The sequence below is a fragment of the Kitasatospora sp. NPDC056327 genome (genome assembly GCF_042261735.1).
Classification (GTDB): Bacteria; Actinomycetota; Actinomycetes; order Streptomycetales; family Streptomycetaceae; genus Kitasatospora.
Window position 1 is genome coordinate 1 of sequence record NZ_JBHJRC010000034.1, and the last position, 17312, is coordinate 17312.

The following is a 17312-nucleotide window of genomic DNA, read 5'->3' on the forward strand; positions in this document are numbered from 1 at the left end:
CCCCCGCACTGGGGGAGGCGGCCGTCGGCGCGCGGGGCGGCGGAGCCGGGGTGGTGGACCCGTGAGGTGTGTCCTGCGGTGGGGCCTGCGGTGCGGGTGCGCGGGTGTCCGCGCGTGCCCGGGATGGTTGCCGTCGTCCGAGGTCGTCGTCCGGGGCCGTCGTCCGGGGCCGTTGTCGGAGGGGTGCGCGAGGATGGGGGAGTGACCCAGGGCGAGCTGTTCGGCGGCGTGTCCGACGACTCCGGCGGGCGAGGGCGGTTCGAGCCCGCGCCCGGTGCGGTGCTGCTCCCCGGCTGGCTGGACGCGGCGGCGCAGCTGCGGCTGGTGGCCGCCTGCCGCGCCTGGGCCCGCCCGCCCGCCGGGATGCACACCGTCCGGATGCCCACCGGCGGGACGATGTCCGTCCGGATGGTGAGCCTGGGCCGCCACTGGTACCCGTACGGCTACTCCCTCACCGCCGCGGACGGCACCCCCGTCAAGCCGTTCCCGCCCGAGCTCGACGGGCTCGCCCTGCGGGCCGTGGCCGAGGCGTACGGGGACGCGGTGCCGGAGGTCGCGGGCGCGGCCGGCTACGCGCCGGACGTCGCGATCGTCAACCACTACCCGCACGGCGCGAAGATGGGCCTGCACCAGGACCGCGACGAGCGGGCGGACGCCCCGGTGGTCTCGCTGTCGCTGGGCGACACGTGCGTGTTCCGGCTCGGCAACACCCGGACCAGGACCAGGCCGTGGACCGATCTGGAGCTGCGCAGCGGGGATCTGCTGGTGTTCGGCGGCCCGGTCCGGTTCGCGTACCACGGCGTGGTGCGGACCCTGCCCGGGACGGCGGACCCGGCGCTGGGCCTGACGGGGCGACTCAACATCACCGTGCGGCAGTCGGGACTCCAGGATCCGCCGTAGGCCCCGCTACTGTTCACTGCTGTTCGACCTCGTTCGAGTGAATCGGAGTCCGTGCCCCCGACGCGGGGAATGCCCTGGCTCGCTGAAGAATTCGATTGAGCTGGAGAATTCGAAAGAGAACGGGTTGCCGGCAGCCGGGCGGAAGACCTCCGGCCGGGGCGGCAGCCCGGAGAGGACGTTTCCCATGGGTACCCCCGTCGACGATCTCGTCGCACTGCTGGACCTGGAGCAGATCGAGCTGAACATCTTCCGCGGGCGCAGCCCCGAGGAGGCGCTCCAGCGCACGTTCGGCGGTCAGGTCGCCGGTCAGGCCCTGGTCGCGGCGGGCCGTACCGTGGACGGCGACCGGCCGGTCCACTCCCTGCACGCGTACTTCCTGCGCCCCGGGGTCCCGGGCGTGCCGATCGTCTACCAGGTGGACCGGCTCCGGGACGGCCGTTCGTTCACCACCCGGCGGGTGCTGGCGATCCAGGGCGGCCGGTCGATCTTCGCGCTGACCGCCGACTTCCACGCCCCGGAGCCGGACAGCATCGAGCACCAGTTCCCGATGCCGGCCGTGCCCGGCCCCGAGAAGCTGCCCAGCGCGCTGGACGAGGTCGGCTCCAGGCTCGGTGAACTGCCCCCGTTCATCAGCCGGCGCCAGCCGTTCGACATCCGCTACGTCGACCGGCTGCGCTGGACCACCGAGGAGCTCGCCGGCGTCGAGGCGCGCAGCGGTGTCTGGCTGCGCACCAACGGCGAGCTTCCCGACGACCCGCTGATCCACGTCTGCGCGCTCACCTACGCGAGCGACATGACGCTGCTGGACGCCGTCCGCGCGCCCGTCGAGCCGCTCTGGGGCACCCGGCACTTCGACATGGCCTCGCTCGACCACGCGATGTGGTTCCACCGGCCGTTCCGGACCGACGACTGGCTGCTCTACCAGCAGGAGTCGCCGATAGCCCACGGAGCCCGGGGCCTCGCGCGGGGGCAGATCTTCGACCGCAGCGGTCAGCTGGTGGTGACGGTGGTGCAGGAGGGACTGTTCCGCCGGATCAAGGACTGATCGGCCGTCGGGCGGGCGGCCCCCGGCCGGGAGCCGGCCGGTCGGGTTCGTCGGGGGCGGTGGTCCGGTCAGGGGTTGGTCGGCCGCGTTGGTTGGGGGCGGTGGTCCGGTCGGGGGCCGATCGGGGGTTGGTCGGTCGCGTTCGGGGCAGGCGGGGCCCGTGTGCGCCTCGGCCGGTGTGACCGGCGTGTTGACTGGTGTTGAGCGGCGTGACGGCTGTGCGACAAGATCCGGCGCCGGGAATGCCCGGCCCGGGCGACGGATGTTCGATGGGATGACGGAGAACGGACGGCCCGCCCGGTGGGCCCTGGAACGAAGTGGGAGGGCGAGCCGATGACGGCGACGGCCGCGGAGGATTGGAAGCACTGGAGCGATCGGCGGGCCGTGACCGTCAGCGCGCCGCACGGTCAGCTGGCGCTCACCGGCACGCACTGGCTGGACGGCGAGCCCACCGGGATTCCCGGCCTTCCGGGCGTGTGGTGGGCCGACGCGGAGGGCGTCCGGGTCCGTGCGGCGGCGGCCGACGGCCTCACCCTCGCGGGCACGGACCCCGCCGGCACCGCGGTCGACGGCGAGGTGCTGCTGCGTCCGGACACCGACCCGGCGCCGGACACCGCCTCGCTGGGCGACCTGCTGCTGGTGCCGATCGAGCGCGAGGGCGAGCTGGCGCTGCGGGTCTTCGACCCGGCGTCGGAGCGCCGGGCCTCGTTCGCCGGGATCTCCGCCTACACCTACGCCCCGGAGTGGGCCGTCCCCGCGGTCTTCACCCCGTTCGAGGGCGAGGGGACGCAGGCGCTGGTCGTCCCCAACGCTGACGGCAAGGAGCGCGTGCTGACCGTCTCCGGGCGGATCGAGTTCACCGTGGCCGGTGAGCACCGCACGCTCACGGTCAGCCGCTCCGGCGACGGCCTCAGCGGAGTGATCGCCGACGCGACCAGCGGCCGGGACACCTACCGGTTCCGCTTCATCACGCTGCCGGCGCCGGACGCGGACGGCCGCACGGTGCTGGACCTGAACCGCGCCTACCTGCCGCCGTGCGCCTTCGCGGACCACTTCATCTGCCCGTTCCCGCCGCCCGGCAACCGGCTGGACTTCGCGGTCGAGGCGGGCGAGAAGCAGGTCCTGACCCGGTAGGCGGTTCGCCGCAGGCGGCGGCCGGGTCCGACCTCCGGACGACCCGGCCGCCACCTGCGCAGTGTTGCGGCGCTGTGTCCCCGGCCGACCCCGGTCGGCGGGGCCCGTGGGGGAGGGCGGACCATGGGTCCGTGTCGACCAATCATCCTGCCAATCGGCTCCCCGCCGACGAGACCCAGCCGCCGACCGCCCCCGCCGACGCTCTTCCGACGCCACCCCGGTACCGGCGGATCGCCCGCAGCACCTTCGCCGACCTGAGCCCGCTGCGCGACCACGCCGACTACCGGCGGGTCTGGTTCGGGCAGTCCGTCTCCTCGATCGGCCAGCAGATGACGGCCGTCGCCGTCTCCGTCGAGGTCTACGACCTGACCGGCTCCACCTTCGCCACCGGCCTGGTCGGCCTCTTCTCCCTCCTCCCGCTGATCGCCTTCGGCCTCTACGGCGGCGCGATCGCCGACACCGTCGACCGCCGGCGCCTCGGTCTGATCGGCGCGGCCGGCCTCGCCGTGGTCTCCGCCGTCCTGGCCGCCCAGGCCCTCGCGGGCCTTGGCCTGGTCGCGGTCCTCTACGTGGCCGTCGCCCTCCAGGCCGGCTTCTTCGCGCTGGCCTCGCCCGCCCGTTCGGCGATGATCCCGCGCCTGGTCCCCGCCCACCGTCTGCCGGCCGCCAACGCCCTGAACACCGTCAGCATGAACCTCGGCCTCACCGTCGGCCCCATGCTCGGCGGCGTGCTCATCGGCGCCTACGGCGTCCAGGCCGCCTACCTCGTCGACACCGTCGCGTTCGCCGCCACCCTCTACGCGATGTGGCGCCTGCCCGCGATGCTCCCGCTCGGCGACCGCAAGGGCCGCGCCTCCGTCCTCGACGGCCTCCGCTTCCTCCGCGAGCAGCCCAACCTCCGCACCAGCTTCCTCGCCGACCTGGCCGCGATGATCTTCGGCATGCCGCGCGCCCTCTTCCCGGCCCTCGCGGTCACCTTCTACGGCGGCGACGCCCGCACCGTCGGCCTGCTCGCCGCGGCCCCCGCCGTCGGCGCCCTGGCCGGCGCCCTCTTCTCCGGCTGGGTGAGCCGGGTCCACCGCCAGGGCCTCGCCGTCGTGGTCGCCGTGATCGCCTGGGGCCTCGCCATCGCGGCCTTCGGCCTGCTCCGCAACCTCTGGCTCGGCCTCCTCATGCTCGCCGTCGCCGGCTGCGCCGACACCGTCAGCATGATCTTCCGCAACACGATGATGCAGGTCGCCGCCCCCGACGAGATGCGCGGCCGCCTCCAGGGCGTGTTCATCGTGATCGTCGCCGGCGGCCCCCGCCTCGGCGACTTCGAGTCCGGCGCCGTCGCCTCCCTCACCAGCCCCACCGTCTCCGTCGTCAGCGGCGGCCTCGCCTGCGTCGTCGCCATCCTCCTCCTCGCCGCCCGCCGCCCCGCCTTCCTCCGCTACGACGCCCGCCACCCCACCCCCTGACCCCCACCCCCGCTCCCCGCCCACCCACCTCCCCACAACCCTGCAGCGAGCACCCCCCGACGTGCTGTATTGTTTTCCTCGTCGCCGGAACAACCGGCCGACAAGGTCGAGAAACCCGAAGCAGAGCCCCCCAGGCTCCGCCCGGGCCACGAGACCACGGGACGTGGCGCAGCTTGGTAGCGCACTTGACTGGGGGTCAAGGGGTCGCAGGTTCAAATCCTGTCGTCCCGACTGTGAAGTCGGTTGTGAGAGCCGGTACTTGGGAAACCGAGTGCCGGCTCTTTTGGCTTTGGTGGTCGCAGTGTGGTCGCGGACGCTCGTTCACGTGATTCCAGGGGGCGCATCCGGGGGTGTGGGGCGCTCAGCCACAACTGATATGCGGCTTTTGTCTGTTCAGTCGAGATGACTGAGCGTAGTCGGTAGGTGCGTGAGCTTCTCCCCGGCGTCGGAGTGGGCATGGTGTCCCAGAAGTGGGCATGCCTGTGGAGCCCGCGGCGCCAGGTGTGGTGGTGGCTCCGGGGCTGAGCGGGTGTCAGTGATGGACCGGCGGTTCCGGCCGTTTAGCTGGTCGTCCTTGCCGCGTTCCGAGCGGCCCGGTGGACCGAGGTGTGGGCGTGCGGTTGTGTCAGGCCGCGTGGCTGAACAGCGGGTTCGGCAAGGGGTTGGCGAGGGCGTCGGCGCCGCAGTGGGTGCGGGACTCGGCGAGGTGGAGCCTGGTTTCGATGGTGTGGACCGCAGCCATGGCGACGTCCCAGGTCAGGTGGCTGCAGATGTTCGCGGTGGTCGACAGGGTGGAGTGCCGCAGGGTCTTGGAGATGACGGCCATGGGCACGTTGCCCTCCAGGGCGAGGGTGGCGGCGAGGTGGCGCAGGTCGTGGATGGTGACGTGGGGCAGTCCGGCCTGTTCGCGCAGTTCGTGGAAGCGTCGGCGGACCGCGGCCGGGTGGAGGGGCTTGCCGTCTGTGTCCTGGAAGACGTGGCCGTTGCCCGGGGAGGTGTTCCTGGCCATCGCGCGTTCGAGGGCGGCGGCGACGCGCTCCGACAGGGGTACCCAGTTGCGGCTCTTCTTCGTCTTCGGTGCGGTCAGGACGAGTTCGTGGTTGTCGATCGCGGAGAGGGTGTGGCGGATGTACATGACGCGGTCGTCCAGCCGGACACACGGGCGCTGGAGGCCGAGCGCCTCACCCTTGCGCAGGCCGGTGCCGATGATGACCTCGAAGAGGTCCGCGAAGGTGGGGTCGACGCCTCGGCAGTGGGAGAGGAACGCGACGGCCTGCTCAGCGGTCCAGGGGACGCGTTCGGCGGCTTGGGGCCTGCGCATGGGCAGGGGCTGGGCGGCGTTGAAGGGCAGGCGGTGCGTGCGCACGGCGGTGCCGAGGGCGCTGGAGAGCGTGGCGAGGCAGTGGTAGACGGCCTGGCGTCCGCGGCCGGCGTCGAGCTGGTCGTGGGCGTAGGCGGCGATGTGGTCGTGGGCGAGTTCCTCGAGGCGTATCGCGCCGAAGACGGGGATGAGTTCGCAGAGCACGTAGGTGCGGTAGCGGGCGTAGGTGGTGGGCTTGAGCAGGAACTCCATGCTCTTGAGCCACTTGGTGAGGTAGGCGGCGACCGTCTCGTGGGGGTCGGCGTCGAAGCCCAGTCGCCGGCCTTCGAGGAAGCGCCGCAGCGCCGTCTCGGCGGTCCAGGCGTCCTCGAACCCGCCGCGCCGTATGGTGCGCCTGCGGTTGTTGAGGGACGGGATGTCGACGGCGAAGGTCCACGTGCCGTGCTTCTCCTCGGCAAGGCGTGGACACCTCGCGCCGAGCTGACGCCGGGTGGCATCGCGGCATCCGCAGCGGCGGTAGACCCGGCCCGGTCGTCCTGACTTGCGCACTCCGTGTACCTCCTGTGGCTGTGACCCATTGATCAATTCACGGAGGCTACATGCGCCGTGATCGCATGATCGTCTGCGACCACCATGCGATCACCAACGCGAAAATGGGGCTCTGACCTGCGGTTCACGGTGAGGACCCGCACCCGGGCGCGCCAATGCACGGGGGTGCCGTGGTACCCGTCATGGTCGATGCGGGCACGCGGAAACTGTCACCCTACGTAACTACCCGGAGCCCTGCTCTGGGGGCCGTCCGGGCGGTAGGGGAGTGTTTCCTGCCCCCCGACGCGGCTACGCAGTGTGAACGGCCCGTCGGGTTGGCCGGGCCGTGCGCGGCCTTGGGTCGAAGCGGGCGGGCCGCCGAGGTCAGGGTGCCCTGATCCGCGATGGGTGGTTGCGGCAGGCGATTCAGATGAGCCGGTTCCGGTGGGCGGCTGCGACTTCGCGAACGAGGTGGGCGAAGTCGCTGCGGCTGCGGTCCTGCTGCTGCCCGGCCTGTTCGCCGTCGTCCCCGTCCTCGTCATCGCCGAAGTCGTCTTCGTCGTCGAGTTCGTCGTATTCCTCGTGGAGGAGCCAGCAGCCGTGGATGCCGGCGAGGAGGTCTTCGAGGAGGTCGGGGGCGGGTCGCCTGGGATCGAGCGGGGTCAGGCGCAGGCCGGTGTCCTCGGGGTCGGTGTCCGGGCCGGTGTACTGGGCGAGGGTGTCGTCGATGTCTTCGAGTTGTTCGCGCAGGCCGGCGGGGTCGGGGAGGAGGCCGTCGGCGATGTGGAGGGCGTGGCGTACGAGGCTGGTGACCGCGTCGTAGGGGGAGATGCCGTCCTTGATGAGGCCGAGGACGAGGGTGGGGGTTTCGTGGGGGAGGGCTTCGATGTTGTCGGCTTCGAAGAGCACGGCGGTGGGGGAGTGCCTGGTGGCTTCGGCGGTGACCTCGGCTGCTGCCGCGAGCCAGTGGGCTGCGGCGACGGCCGCGGCGGTGGGGTCGATCTCGGTGAACAGTGCGGCGGGGCCGAAGGGGTCCTGTTCGAGCAGGTGGTCGGCGGCGGCGACCTGCACGGGGGAGGCGCCTTCGCGGCTGAGGAGGACGGCCTGCCGGGCGCGGCCGGTGAGGTCGCCGAGTTCGGCGTTCTCCACGGCGGCGAGTTCGGTGGCTGTTTCGGCGAGGACGGCGTCGGTGAGCTGTTGGTCGTTCAGGGCGTGCAGGGCGCGGCCGGCGCGGTGGGCGGACTCGACCAGGGGGCTGTATTCGACGTCGAGCATGCCGTCCTGGGGGAGGTTGGGCCGGGTGATGGCGCCCGGGACCTCGTCGAAGGACTTGCGTTCCGCCGCGCGGCGCCAGCCCTCGGAGTTGGGGTCCTGGGAGGCGGCGGCACTGGCGGGGTGGGTGTAGGTGCGCCATGCCGCCTCGGACAGGTGGGTGAGGGTGCGGGCCAGCCGCATCAGCGCGGCCGTGTCCGTGCCGGCCGGGACGGCGGCGATACGGGTGGCGAGACCGCCCTCGCCCGTTTCCCAGGTCGCGATCAGCTCGTGCCGTTCGGGATCGATGCTGTAGCGGGTCATGAAGTCGTACCTCCGGTGATCTGCTCGGCAATGCCGCCGACCATCGAGCCATTCTGACGCATCGCCAGATAGTGCCGGGTCGTGCAGCCGATAGGCGCCGACGGCCGCCAGAGAACGAGACCCCGTAGGGGCAGGGGCGTGCTCCTCGACGAGTTCGGCGCCACCATCGACCCGTCGCCGAGACCTTCGAGCCCCACCGTCTCTGCGCCTACCTGCACAGCCTCGCCGCGGCGTACACCACCTTCTACGAGCACTGCCCCGTCCGTCCTCAAGGCCCCCAGTCGCGAGGTCATGGAGACCCGGCTGCTGCTCTGCCAGCTGACCGGCCAGACCCTCCGCCGGGGCATGGACCTCCTCGGCATCGGAACGCCGGAGCGGCTGTAGATCTTGGCGATCTTCGGGGTGGACAGGTATCACCTGCCCGCCCCGAAGGACTCGCCTGAGTTTCTCCTCCCTGGGGCGCTGCCACACACCGCGGCGCATCGTTTCGACATGCCCGCCCGGATCGTCCCGCCACCGATTGTGACCAGAGGCATACAGGTCGATCGGCGCCGAAGTGAAAGGCGACTCACTGGCGCGACAGGGCCTTGGGCGGCACCGTCGTGCTCAGCCCGAGGCCGAGCATGCGCTGGTACGCCCGGCGCAGCCACTGCGGCGCGTGGCACACCGGACCGCTTCGGCACCTGCTGTCGTCGCGGGCTACCGGTCGCAGCACACGGAGCTGTTCTCTTTCCGTACGCTAGCCCTGTCTGACCTCTCCGGTATCGTGCGGGCGAGCTGGGCTCTGCAGCGGAACAACACAAGAAGGTGGCGTGTGAGCGACAAGAACCAGGAGCTGGCCGACTTCATCTGGTCGGTCGCCGACCTGCTGCGGGGCGACTACAAGCGCTCCGAGTACGGCAAGGTCATCCTGCCGATGACGCTGCTGCGCCGCATGGACTGTGTCATGAAGGACACCCGCGAGACCGTCTGGGCCCGTGCCGAATCCTTCGCAGGCCAGAACAACGACGCGGTGCTGCGCGCCACCGCCGGCCGTGATTTCTACAACCTCTCCCGGCAGACGTTCGCCACAATCGGTGCCGATCCGGACACGCAGAAGGTTGAGAAGAATCTCAAGGACTTCATCGGCGGGTTCTCCTCGGAGGCCACCGAGATCCTCGACCACTACGCCTTCCATCTGCAGATCGACCGCCTGGCCAAGGCTGGACTGCTCTACCTCGTGGTCCAGAAGTTCGCTGACATCGATCTGAGCCTTGAGGCCGTCGACAACCACAACATGGGGTTCGTCTTCGAAGAGTTGATCCGCAAGTTCGCGGACGCCTCGAACGAGACCGCCGGTGAGCACTTCACCCCGCGCGAGGTCATCGAGCTGATGGTCGAGCTGCTCCTGGCCCCTGATGGAGACCGCCTCACTGGGGCGGCCCCGGTGATCGACATCCTCGACCCGGCCTGTGGCACCGGCGGCATGCTCTCAGCGGCCCAGGACCACATCAAGATCCTCAACCCCGTTGCGCGTGTGAACGTCTTCGGGCAAGAGCTGAATGCTGAGTCGTACGCGATCTGCCGTTCCGACATGCTACTGAAGGGTCAGACTGCCTCCAACATCCACTTCGGCAATTCCTTCACCCAGGACGGCCACGAGGATGAGCAGTTCGAGTACATGCTCGCCAACCCGCCCTTCGGCGTGGAGTGGAAGAAGGTTGAGAAGCAGGTCAAGCAGGAGCATGAGGACCGCGGCTACGACGGCCGTTTCGGTGCCGGGCTACCCAGGATCAACGACGGGTCGTTCCTCTTCCTGCAGCACATGATCCACAAAATGCGACCACTGAAGAAGGATGCTGACGGTACGGAGATCGGCGGCAGCCGAATCGCAATCGTCTTCAACGGCTCACCGCTCTTCACCGGCGGCGCAGGCTCCGGCGAGTCCGAGATCCGCCGCTGGATCATCAAGCACAACTACCTGGAAGCGATCGTCGCCCTCCCCGACCAGCTCTTCTACAACACCGGCATCTCGACATACGTCTGGATCGTCACCAACCGAAAGCCGAAAAACCTCAAGGACCGGATCATCCTCATCGATGCGCGAGACCAGTGGTCCAAAATGCGGAAGTCTCTGAGCAACAAGCGCAAGGAGATCACCGACGAGCAGCGCCATGAGATCTGCGCTTGGTATGGAGAGGCATACCGACTCGCGCGCTCCGGAGGCGGCTCGCAGCATTCCGTGCCGGGCAAGGTCAAGATCTTCGACGCAGATGACTTCGGCTACCAGCGCATCACCGTGGACCGGCCCCTCAAGTTGCGGTTCGAGGTCAGCGAGGATTCCTTGGACGCGCTTCAGGTGGCAAAGGTGGTGGAGAAGGAGTTTGGCGAGGGTGGTCCGGAGCGACTGGCGGCAGCACTCAAACCACTGCTGGGCGGCTCGTGGAAGACCAAGGCGGAGGCGTGGATCGCACTGAGTGCCGCGCTGAACCAGGCCGGCATTAGCTGGCCTAAGAGCAACTCCTTCGATAAGGCGATGCGTGACGCAGTCGGCGTTCCGGATCCGGAGGGTGAGCTGCAGTACGTCAAGAAGGGGCAGGTGGAACACGACCCGGACTTGCGGGATGCCGAAAATGTTCCGCTCCGCGAGGACATCGATATGTACTTTGAGCGTGCTGTGAAACCCCACGTCGAGGATGCGTGGATCGCTGAGTTGAAGGATCCGAAGACTAAGGAGACCATGCGCTCCCGGGTCGGATATGAGATCCCATTCACCCGACACTTCTACGTGTACAAGAGGGCGCGCCCGCTCTCGGAGATCGATGAGGAGCTGAAGGCTCTGGAGGCGGAGATCCAGGCGCTGCTGGGTGAGGTGATCCAGTGACCGCCTCGATGTTCGATCTCCATTCACTCGAGCTCCCCGAAGGCTGGGAGTTGGTGCGACTTGGGTACGTCGCTCGATTGCAGAACGGGTTGACAGTCGACGCGAAACGCGACATCACGGGCGACGTTGTTACGCGCCCGTATCTGCGCGTGGCAAACGTTCAGGCAGGAAGCCTCGACCTCGGTACGGTCACGGAGATCTCCGTACCACGGAGCGTAGCCCACCGTTGCACGCTCCGGCCTGGCGACGTTTTGATGACCGAGGGCGGAGACCTGGACAAGCTGGGGCGTGGGACGGTCTGGCAGGGGGAATTGGAATGGTGCCTGCACCAGAATCATGTTTTTGCCATCCGGCCTGACCCGCAACGCCTGAGCGGACGGTATCTCGCATACTTGACGCAATCGCTCTATGGTCGCTGCTATTTTGAGAGCACGGGAACGAGGACCACTAACCTGGCTTCTACCAACAGTAGCAAAATTCAGAGCTTTCCCTTGCCTCTCCCTCCGGTAGATGAGCAGCGGCGCATCGCGGATTATCTCGATTTCGCCACCTCGCGTATCGACAGGATGGTCCGGCTAGAGCGTGCCACGCTCGAAAAGATCACGGAACGGGAGTCGGCTGTTCTTGATCTCGAAATCGATGCGCTATACCAGCGGGCCGGATCATTGCCGTTCAGGCGCTTCGTAACTGGAGTGGATCAAGGGTCAAGCCCTCAATGCGACGCAGTTCCTGCGAATGATGGCGAGTGGGGTGTGCTAAAGGTAAGCGCCCTCCGTCCAGGGACCTTCGATCCGACTGCCAACAAGCGGCTGCCTGAAGATGTGGTCCCGGACCGCAGAAGCGAGGTACAGGAAGGTGATCTCCTGATTACCCGCGCGAACACGCCGCAGCTGGTGGGATCCACAGCCGTGGTTCCCAGAGTTAGGCCCAAGCTAATGCTGTCAGACAAAATCTTCCGAGTCCGCGTGAGCAAAGGGCTGAGCCCGCACTATGTCGCAGCGGTGGCTCGTGGCAGTCGAGTACGCGCGGCCTGCTGGGCGGCTTCCAACGGCGCGTCCCAATCCATGGCCAATCTTAGGTTCGAAGAGATTAAGGAGTGGCCCATCCCCCCGGTCAGCCTTGACGAGCAGCACGCCTTCGTCGATCGGGTCAGTCGCAGCCAGGAAGCCGTCAAGGCCCTCGGTGAGAAGGTCGAGCATCAGCTCTCCCTCCTCGCCGAGCGGCGCCAGTCTCTGATTACCGCTGCCGTGACCGGTCAACTCGACGTCACTACTGCCCGTTAGAGCGTCCACGCGTAAAGAGTCACCCGCCAACCACGTACGGAGTGTCCTGATGACCGCTACCCCGCCCGGCGCGCACGAGGCCCACACTGAGGGTGCATTCGAGGACGCCGTCGAGGCAGCCCTGCTCCGTAGCAAGTGGGAGCGGGGACTGGCAAACACCTACAGCCACGAGCTCGGCATCGACACGTCCGAGCTGTCCACGTTCCTTGGCGCCTCCCAGCCCGAGGAGTGGGAGCGGTTGATGGACGCGTACGGAGAGGAGGAACTGTACGCGATCCAGCGGTTCGCCGCGCATGTGGCCAAGCAGATAGATGAGCGCGGGCTGCTGGATGTGCTGCGTCACGGGGTTGTCCAGCGCAACATCAAGATCCGCCTGGCATACTTTCGGCCCGCCCACACCCTGGCGGCCGGGGCCCTGGACGAGTACGACGCGAACCGGCTCGCCGTGGTGCGGCAGTTCCATTACTCCGCTGCCGAGCCGGCCAAGTCCTTGGATCTCGCGTTCTTCGTCAACGGGCTGCCCATCGCGTCGGCCGAGCTGAAGAACCCGCTCACCGGGCAGTCGGTCGAGGACGCGAAGCGGCAGTACCGCAGTGACCGCGACCCGAACGAGTTGTTCTTCGCCCGCCGCAGTTTGGTGCACTTCGCGATTGATCCGGACCTGGTGTTCCTGACGACGCGGATTGCCGGGGCGAAGACGCGGTTCCTCCCGTTCAACATGGGCACCGGTGGACCGGGCAACATCGGTGGCGCGGGCAATTCGCCCGTTGCCGCCGAGGCGGAGTACGCGATCTCGTACCTGTTCGAGCAGGTCATGCACCGCGACAACTGGCTCGACCTCCTGCATCGTTACCTGCACGTGGAGGACGAGGCCGCGAAGGCCGGCAAGGCCCCTCGTTATCGGCCCGGTTCCGCGCACAAGCAGCCGCTGATCTTTCCGCGGTTCCACCAATGGCACGCAGTGCGGAAGATGACCGAGCACGCGGCCACGCACGGGGCAGGTGAGAACTACCTGATCCAGCACTCCGCGGGGTCGGGAAAGTCCAACACGATCGCCTGGCTCGCCCATCGCCTGGCTTCATTGCACACTCCCGAAGATCCCGCGCTCCTGGATCCGGCTGCTGCCCAGGCCAAGGGCCTTGGGCCGAACGCGCAGGTGTTCGACAAGGTCGTGGTCATCACCGACCGGCGAGTGCTGGACAAGCAGCTCCAGGACACCATCTACCAGTTCGACCACACCCCGGGCGTGGTCCTGCGCGTCGACGACGATTCCCAGCAGCTCGCGGACGCGCTGACCGGGACGACTGCCCGTATCGTGATCACGACATTGCAGAAGTTCCCGTTCATCCTGGACAAGGCATCCGGACTTGGCCGCGAGCGCCGCTACGCGATCATCATCGACGAAGCGCACTCCTCTCAGGGCGGCAAGGGCACTGACGCACTCAAGCGGATGCTGGGCAAGCTGGGCGAGGGCACGGTCGACGAGGACGGCGATCCGCTGACCGCAGCCGCGCTCGCCCGCGGCAAGCAGCCCAACCTGTCCTTCTTCGCATTCACCGCGACCCCGAAGGACAAGACCCTCAAGCTTTTCGGCACCGAGTCGCGCGAGAGCGGGCAGATGGAGCCGTTCCACATCTACTCGATGCGGCAGGCCATCGAGGAGGGCTTCATCCTCGACGTGCTCGGTACCTACGTCACCTACAGCACGTACTTCAAGCTGCAGCAGGCCGCCGTGGACGAGGCCGAGCGACAGGTGGATCCGCGGAAGGCGAAAGCGAAGCTGGTGCGGGCCGCTCTGATGTCCGAGGCGTCCCTGGAGTCTCGGGCGAAGATCATCGTGGAGCACTTCCGTGCCCACACCGTGGACAGGCTCGGCGGCAGGGCCCGCGCCATGGTCGTCACCCCCGGCCGCGAGCACGCGGTGCGCCTCTACCAGGCAATCCGCGCCTACGTGGAGCGCTGCGGCTACACCGACTGCGGCACTCTGGTGGCCTTCTCCGGCACCCTCACCCTGGACGAGATCGAGTACACCGAGGCGAAGCTGAACGGCTTTGCAGAGAGCAAGCTGCCCGAAGCCTTCGCCTACACCCGCCTGGACGACCCAAAGCCGCCGTCCGTGCCCCGGCCCGAATACCGCATCCTGGTTGTCGCAGACAAGTACCAGACCGGTTTCGACCAGCCGCTGCTGACGACGATGTACGTCGACAAGCTGCTGGCCGGCCTCGCCGCCGTGCAGACGCTGTCCCGGCTGAACCGCACGCATCCGCTCAAGTCGGCCGAAGACTTGTTCGTGATGGACTTCGCCAACAAGCCGGCCGTGATCGAGGAGGCGTTCCAGCAGTACTACGAGGCATCGATCTCCGAACCGACCGACCCGGACTTCCTGTTCAACCGGTACGACGAGGTAATGGCCTACCGGCTGCTGATCGAGGCGGAGATGGATGCCTTCGTCACGGCCTACTTCGCCGCGTTCAAGAACGGCACCGCCACCGACGCCGCGGTCTCCAAGGCCCACGCGAAGCTGCACACCTACACTCAGCCGGCCGTGGATCGGTTCAATGCCCTGGCGGACGATGAGCCCGACGCCGCGCAGGAATTCCGGCGCGCGCTGGACTCCTACGTCAAGGCGTATGGCTGGCTCTCTCACGTCATCGGTTTTGAGAACGAGGACCTGGAGCGCCTCTACCAGTACGGGAGGTTCCTGGTGCGCCGCCTCAGGCTCCCGGCCGGCTCGGCGAGCGCGGACGTAGGCGAAGTCACCCCCAGCCACATGAACGTCCGCAAGACCGGCACGGCTGACCTCATTCTCAAAGCGGAAGGCGCTCAGCTGCTGCCCGGCCTGGTTCCGCAGCCCGCCGGCGCTGGGTTGGAGGTCGAGGAGAAGTCCCTCGCTGAGGTCATCGAGTCGGTCAACGACGAGTACGGCATCGGCCTGTCCACCACCGACCAGATCCTCCTCGGTCAACTGATCGTCGCCGTCTCGGAAGATCCGGACCTGAACCGGATCGGCCTCCACAACGACGAAGAGACCTTCCGTCGTGAGGTCAACAAGGACATGGACCGCATCGTCATCGACCAGGCCCGGTCCAACGACACCCTGCTCGTGCGGTACTACGACGACCCGCTCGTCAACAAGATCTTCAAGCAGGTCGCCACCCAGCAGGCGTACGGTCTCATCCGCCGCCCCGTCCGCCGCGAAGCGGAGCGCCGGGCCACCGAAGAGCGGGCCGCAGCGATCAAGTCTGGTGAAGCGGGAGTCACCCGTCCGGCCGATGCATAATCTGTACCAACAGTTCCACGTCACGTCGAACTCCGGTGCTGCGCAGGCGCCGTGGCCGAAGGGATCGCTGCAGTGCCGCAGGATGGGTTCCACGATGCGCCGACCGAAGATGCCAGCAGGCCGCCGTCTCGCGTGATCGCGGGACGCTACTGGCTCGACCGCCCGATCGGCGCCGGCGGCATGGGTGAGGTCTGGCACGCCTACGACGAACGCCTCGACCGCCGCGTCGCGGTCAAGATGATGCTCACCGACACCCGCGGCCTGCCCGGCATCCCCGGCTTCGGCGCCGCGGAGATGCTGGCCACCCGCCGCGACCGTTTCCTGCGTGAAGTCCGCACTACCGCTGCTTTGGAACACCTCGGTATCCCGGCCATCTATGACACCGGCATTGACGAGACGACACACCAGCTGTACGTGGTCATGCAGCTGCTGCGCGGACGCGAAGTGCAGACCTTGATCAATGACACGGACTACGACGTCTCACCGCTGGCAATCTCCTGGGCCGCGGCGGCAGGTGTACAGATCGCGTCCGTACTGGATGAGGTGCACCGCAACGACGTCGTCCACCGCGACATCAAGCCGTCCAACCTCATGATCACCGCGGACGGCGTCATCAAGGTCCTCGACTTCGGTGTCGCCGCCCTGCGCGGTGCCGGCAACCACCCCCGCCTGACCCAGGAAGGCATGACGGTCGGCACCCCGCCCTACATGTCGCCCGAGCAGAGCCTGGCCAACGAGGTCGGACCGGCTTCCGACATCTACGCCCTGGCCTGCGTGATGTACGAACTTCTCACCGGCCGCCCCCCGTTCACGGCCGACGCCAACGGCTCCCACGCCTGGCACCACGTGCGCTCCACCCCACCGCCGATCCGCACCCGGCGCCCGGACATCCCCGAGGAGCTCGAGGACCTCCTGTTGGGAATGCTGGACAAGGAACCCGAACGCCGCCTGGAGGCATTCCAGGTGTACGACGCACTGCTGCCGTGGGTCTACAAGCAGGACCTCGCCGGTGCCGCTCAGATCGAGTTCGACCCGCGCAAGCCTTTCCGCCGTCCCTTCAGCGGACCGCCCAAGCGCACCATCCTGACCGGGTACACCCCGACCCTGATGATTCCGGCCGAACCGGGCCCTCCGCCCGAGACGCCCCCCACGTCGCTGAGCGACGCTGAAGCCAACGAGGTTGCGGACCGGGCAGCGCAGCTCGCCCAGGCCCGCCAGTTCGTCCAGGCTGCCGACCTCCTCGCCGACGCCATCCACCGCGCCCAGGACGGCGTCCTCCACGACGACCTCACGTTCTCCCTGGCCCAGGTCCGATTCCTTGCCGGCGCCTACCGCGAGGCCGCCGCCCTCTTCGACGAGGTCGGTGCCGCTTGGACCGCGCGCTACGGCACCAACGACGAGCAGGCGCTGCTCTGCCGTTACTACGCGGCCCAGTGCCGCATGGCCCTCGGTGAGTCCACCGCAGCGATCGAGGCATTCCGCGCCTACACCGCCCACGCCCCAGAGCCTGCCGACGCTGCGGCCGTCGACCGCCACCTCGATGCTCTGGCCAACCTCGCCCGTCTCCACGCTGCCCGCGAACGCTTCCCCGAAGCCCGTCGCGCAGCCGCGGCCCTGCGTGAGGCAACCCAGCGCCTGCGCGGCCCCGACGCCCCGGACCTCGCCGACATCGACGGATTCGTGAGGCGTCTCAGTCGCTTCACGGACTGATGCTGACCAAGCGGGATGTCTCGTCCGAGGCTGACAGAGAGGACGCCGAGCCGAGTCGCGCCTTCGAGAGCGGCTACGCGTAGGCGCGGCCCCGCGGGTGACACTGACGTTGAGGCTGACCCAGTACCTGGGAGAAGGACCAGCAGCATGTCATCCGTCGCATTTACGCTCGTGAGTACTCGTACGAGCGGTGACGCGTAATGCGGCCAGGGG

At 68.2% G+C, this 17312-nt stretch carries 11 protein-coding genes and 1 tRNA gene; 10 read left to right on the top strand and 2 right to left on the bottom strand.

The genetic code is table 11. From position 1 onward, the window contains the following. The first annotated feature begins 201 nt into the window (after nt 1-201). From ACFCX4_RS07850 to ACFCX4_RS07870, 5 genes are all read left to right on the top strand, one after another. On the top strand, nt 202-900 hold the full coding sequence (locus ACFCX4_RS07850; protein ID WP_376139744.1) for an alpha-ketoglutarate-dependent dioxygenase AlkB: 699 nt from the start codon (nt 202-204) through the stop codon (nt 898-900). A gap of 184 nt (nt 901-1084) precedes the next feature. Then, nucleotides 1085-1945 carry an acyl-CoA thioesterase gene (locus tag ACFCX4_RS07855; protein WP_376139745.1) on the top strand — a complete coding sequence of 287 codons (861 nt, stop codon included), beginning with the start codon at nt 1085-1087 and terminating at the stop codon, nt 1943-1945. A gap of 384 nt (nt 1946-2329) precedes the next feature. Further along, nucleotides 2330-3079 (top strand): DUF1684 domain-containing protein, encoded by a 750-nt coding sequence (locus ACFCX4_RS07860; RefSeq protein WP_376139746.1) that lies wholly within the window; start codon nt 2330-2332, stop codon nt 3077-3079. 131 nt (nt 3080-3210) lie between these two features. Beyond that, entirely contained in the window at nt 3211-4539 is a 1329-nt protein-coding gene (locus ACFCX4_RS07865; protein ID WP_376139747.1) for an MFS transporter, read from the top strand. Between the two features lie 157 nt (nt 4540-4696). Then, nucleotides 4697-4770, top strand: a tRNA-Pro gene (locus ACFCX4_RS07870). A gap of 394 nt (nt 4771-5164) precedes the next feature. Here the strand turns inward: ACFCX4_RS07870 and ACFCX4_RS07875 are convergent. Continuing rightward, entirely contained in the window at nt 5165-6409 is a 1245-nt protein-coding gene (locus ACFCX4_RS07875) for a tyrosine-type recombinase/integrase (protein WP_376139748.1), read from the bottom strand. 405 nt (nt 6410-6814) lie between these two features. Continuing rightward, nucleotides 6815-7963 (bottom strand): hypothetical protein, encoded by a 1149-nt coding sequence (locus ACFCX4_RS07880; protein ID WP_376139749.1) that lies wholly within the window; start codon nt 7961-7963, stop codon nt 6815-6817. A gap of 291 nt (nt 7964-8254) precedes the next feature. On the opposite strand from ACFCX4_RS07880, the gene ACFCX4_RS07885 reads away from it, so the two are divergent. The 5 genes from ACFCX4_RS07885 to ACFCX4_RS07905 all read left to right on the top strand — a co-directional run bounded on the left by ACFCX4_RS07885 (nt 8255) and on the right by ACFCX4_RS07905 (nt 17099). Then, the gene (locus ACFCX4_RS07885; RefSeq protein ID WP_376139750.1) at nt 8255-8347 is read left to right on the top strand and encodes a DALR anticodon-binding domain-containing protein; all 93 of its coding nucleotides are present in this window, start codon (nt 8255-8257) and stop codon (nt 8345-8347) included. A gap of 430 nt (nt 8348-8777) precedes the next feature. Then, nucleotides 8778-10826 carry an N-6 DNA methylase gene (locus ACFCX4_RS07890; protein WP_376139751.1) on the top strand — a complete coding sequence of 683 codons (2049 nt, stop codon included), beginning with the start codon at nt 8778-8780 and terminating at the stop codon, nt 10824-10826. Beyond that, nucleotides 10823-12109 (top strand): restriction endonuclease subunit S, encoded by a 1287-nt coding sequence (locus ACFCX4_RS07895; RefSeq protein WP_376139752.1) that lies wholly within the window; start codon nt 10823-10825, stop codon nt 12107-12109. Before ACFCX4_RS07890 ends, ACFCX4_RS07895 begins: the two co-directional genes overlap by 4 nt. 49 nt (nt 12110-12158) lie before the next feature. Further along, on the top strand, nt 12159-15389 hold the full coding sequence (locus ACFCX4_RS07900; protein ID WP_376139753.1) for a type I restriction endonuclease subunit R: 3231 nt from the start codon (nt 12159-12161) through the stop codon (nt 15387-15389). Between the two features lie 51 nt (nt 15390-15440). Next, nucleotides 15441-17099 carry a protein kinase gene (locus ACFCX4_RS07905; protein ID WP_376139754.1) on the top strand — a complete coding sequence of 553 codons (1659 nt, stop codon included), beginning with the start codon at nt 15441-15443 and terminating at the stop codon, nt 17097-17099. Nucleotides 17100-17312: the final 213 nt, after the last annotated feature.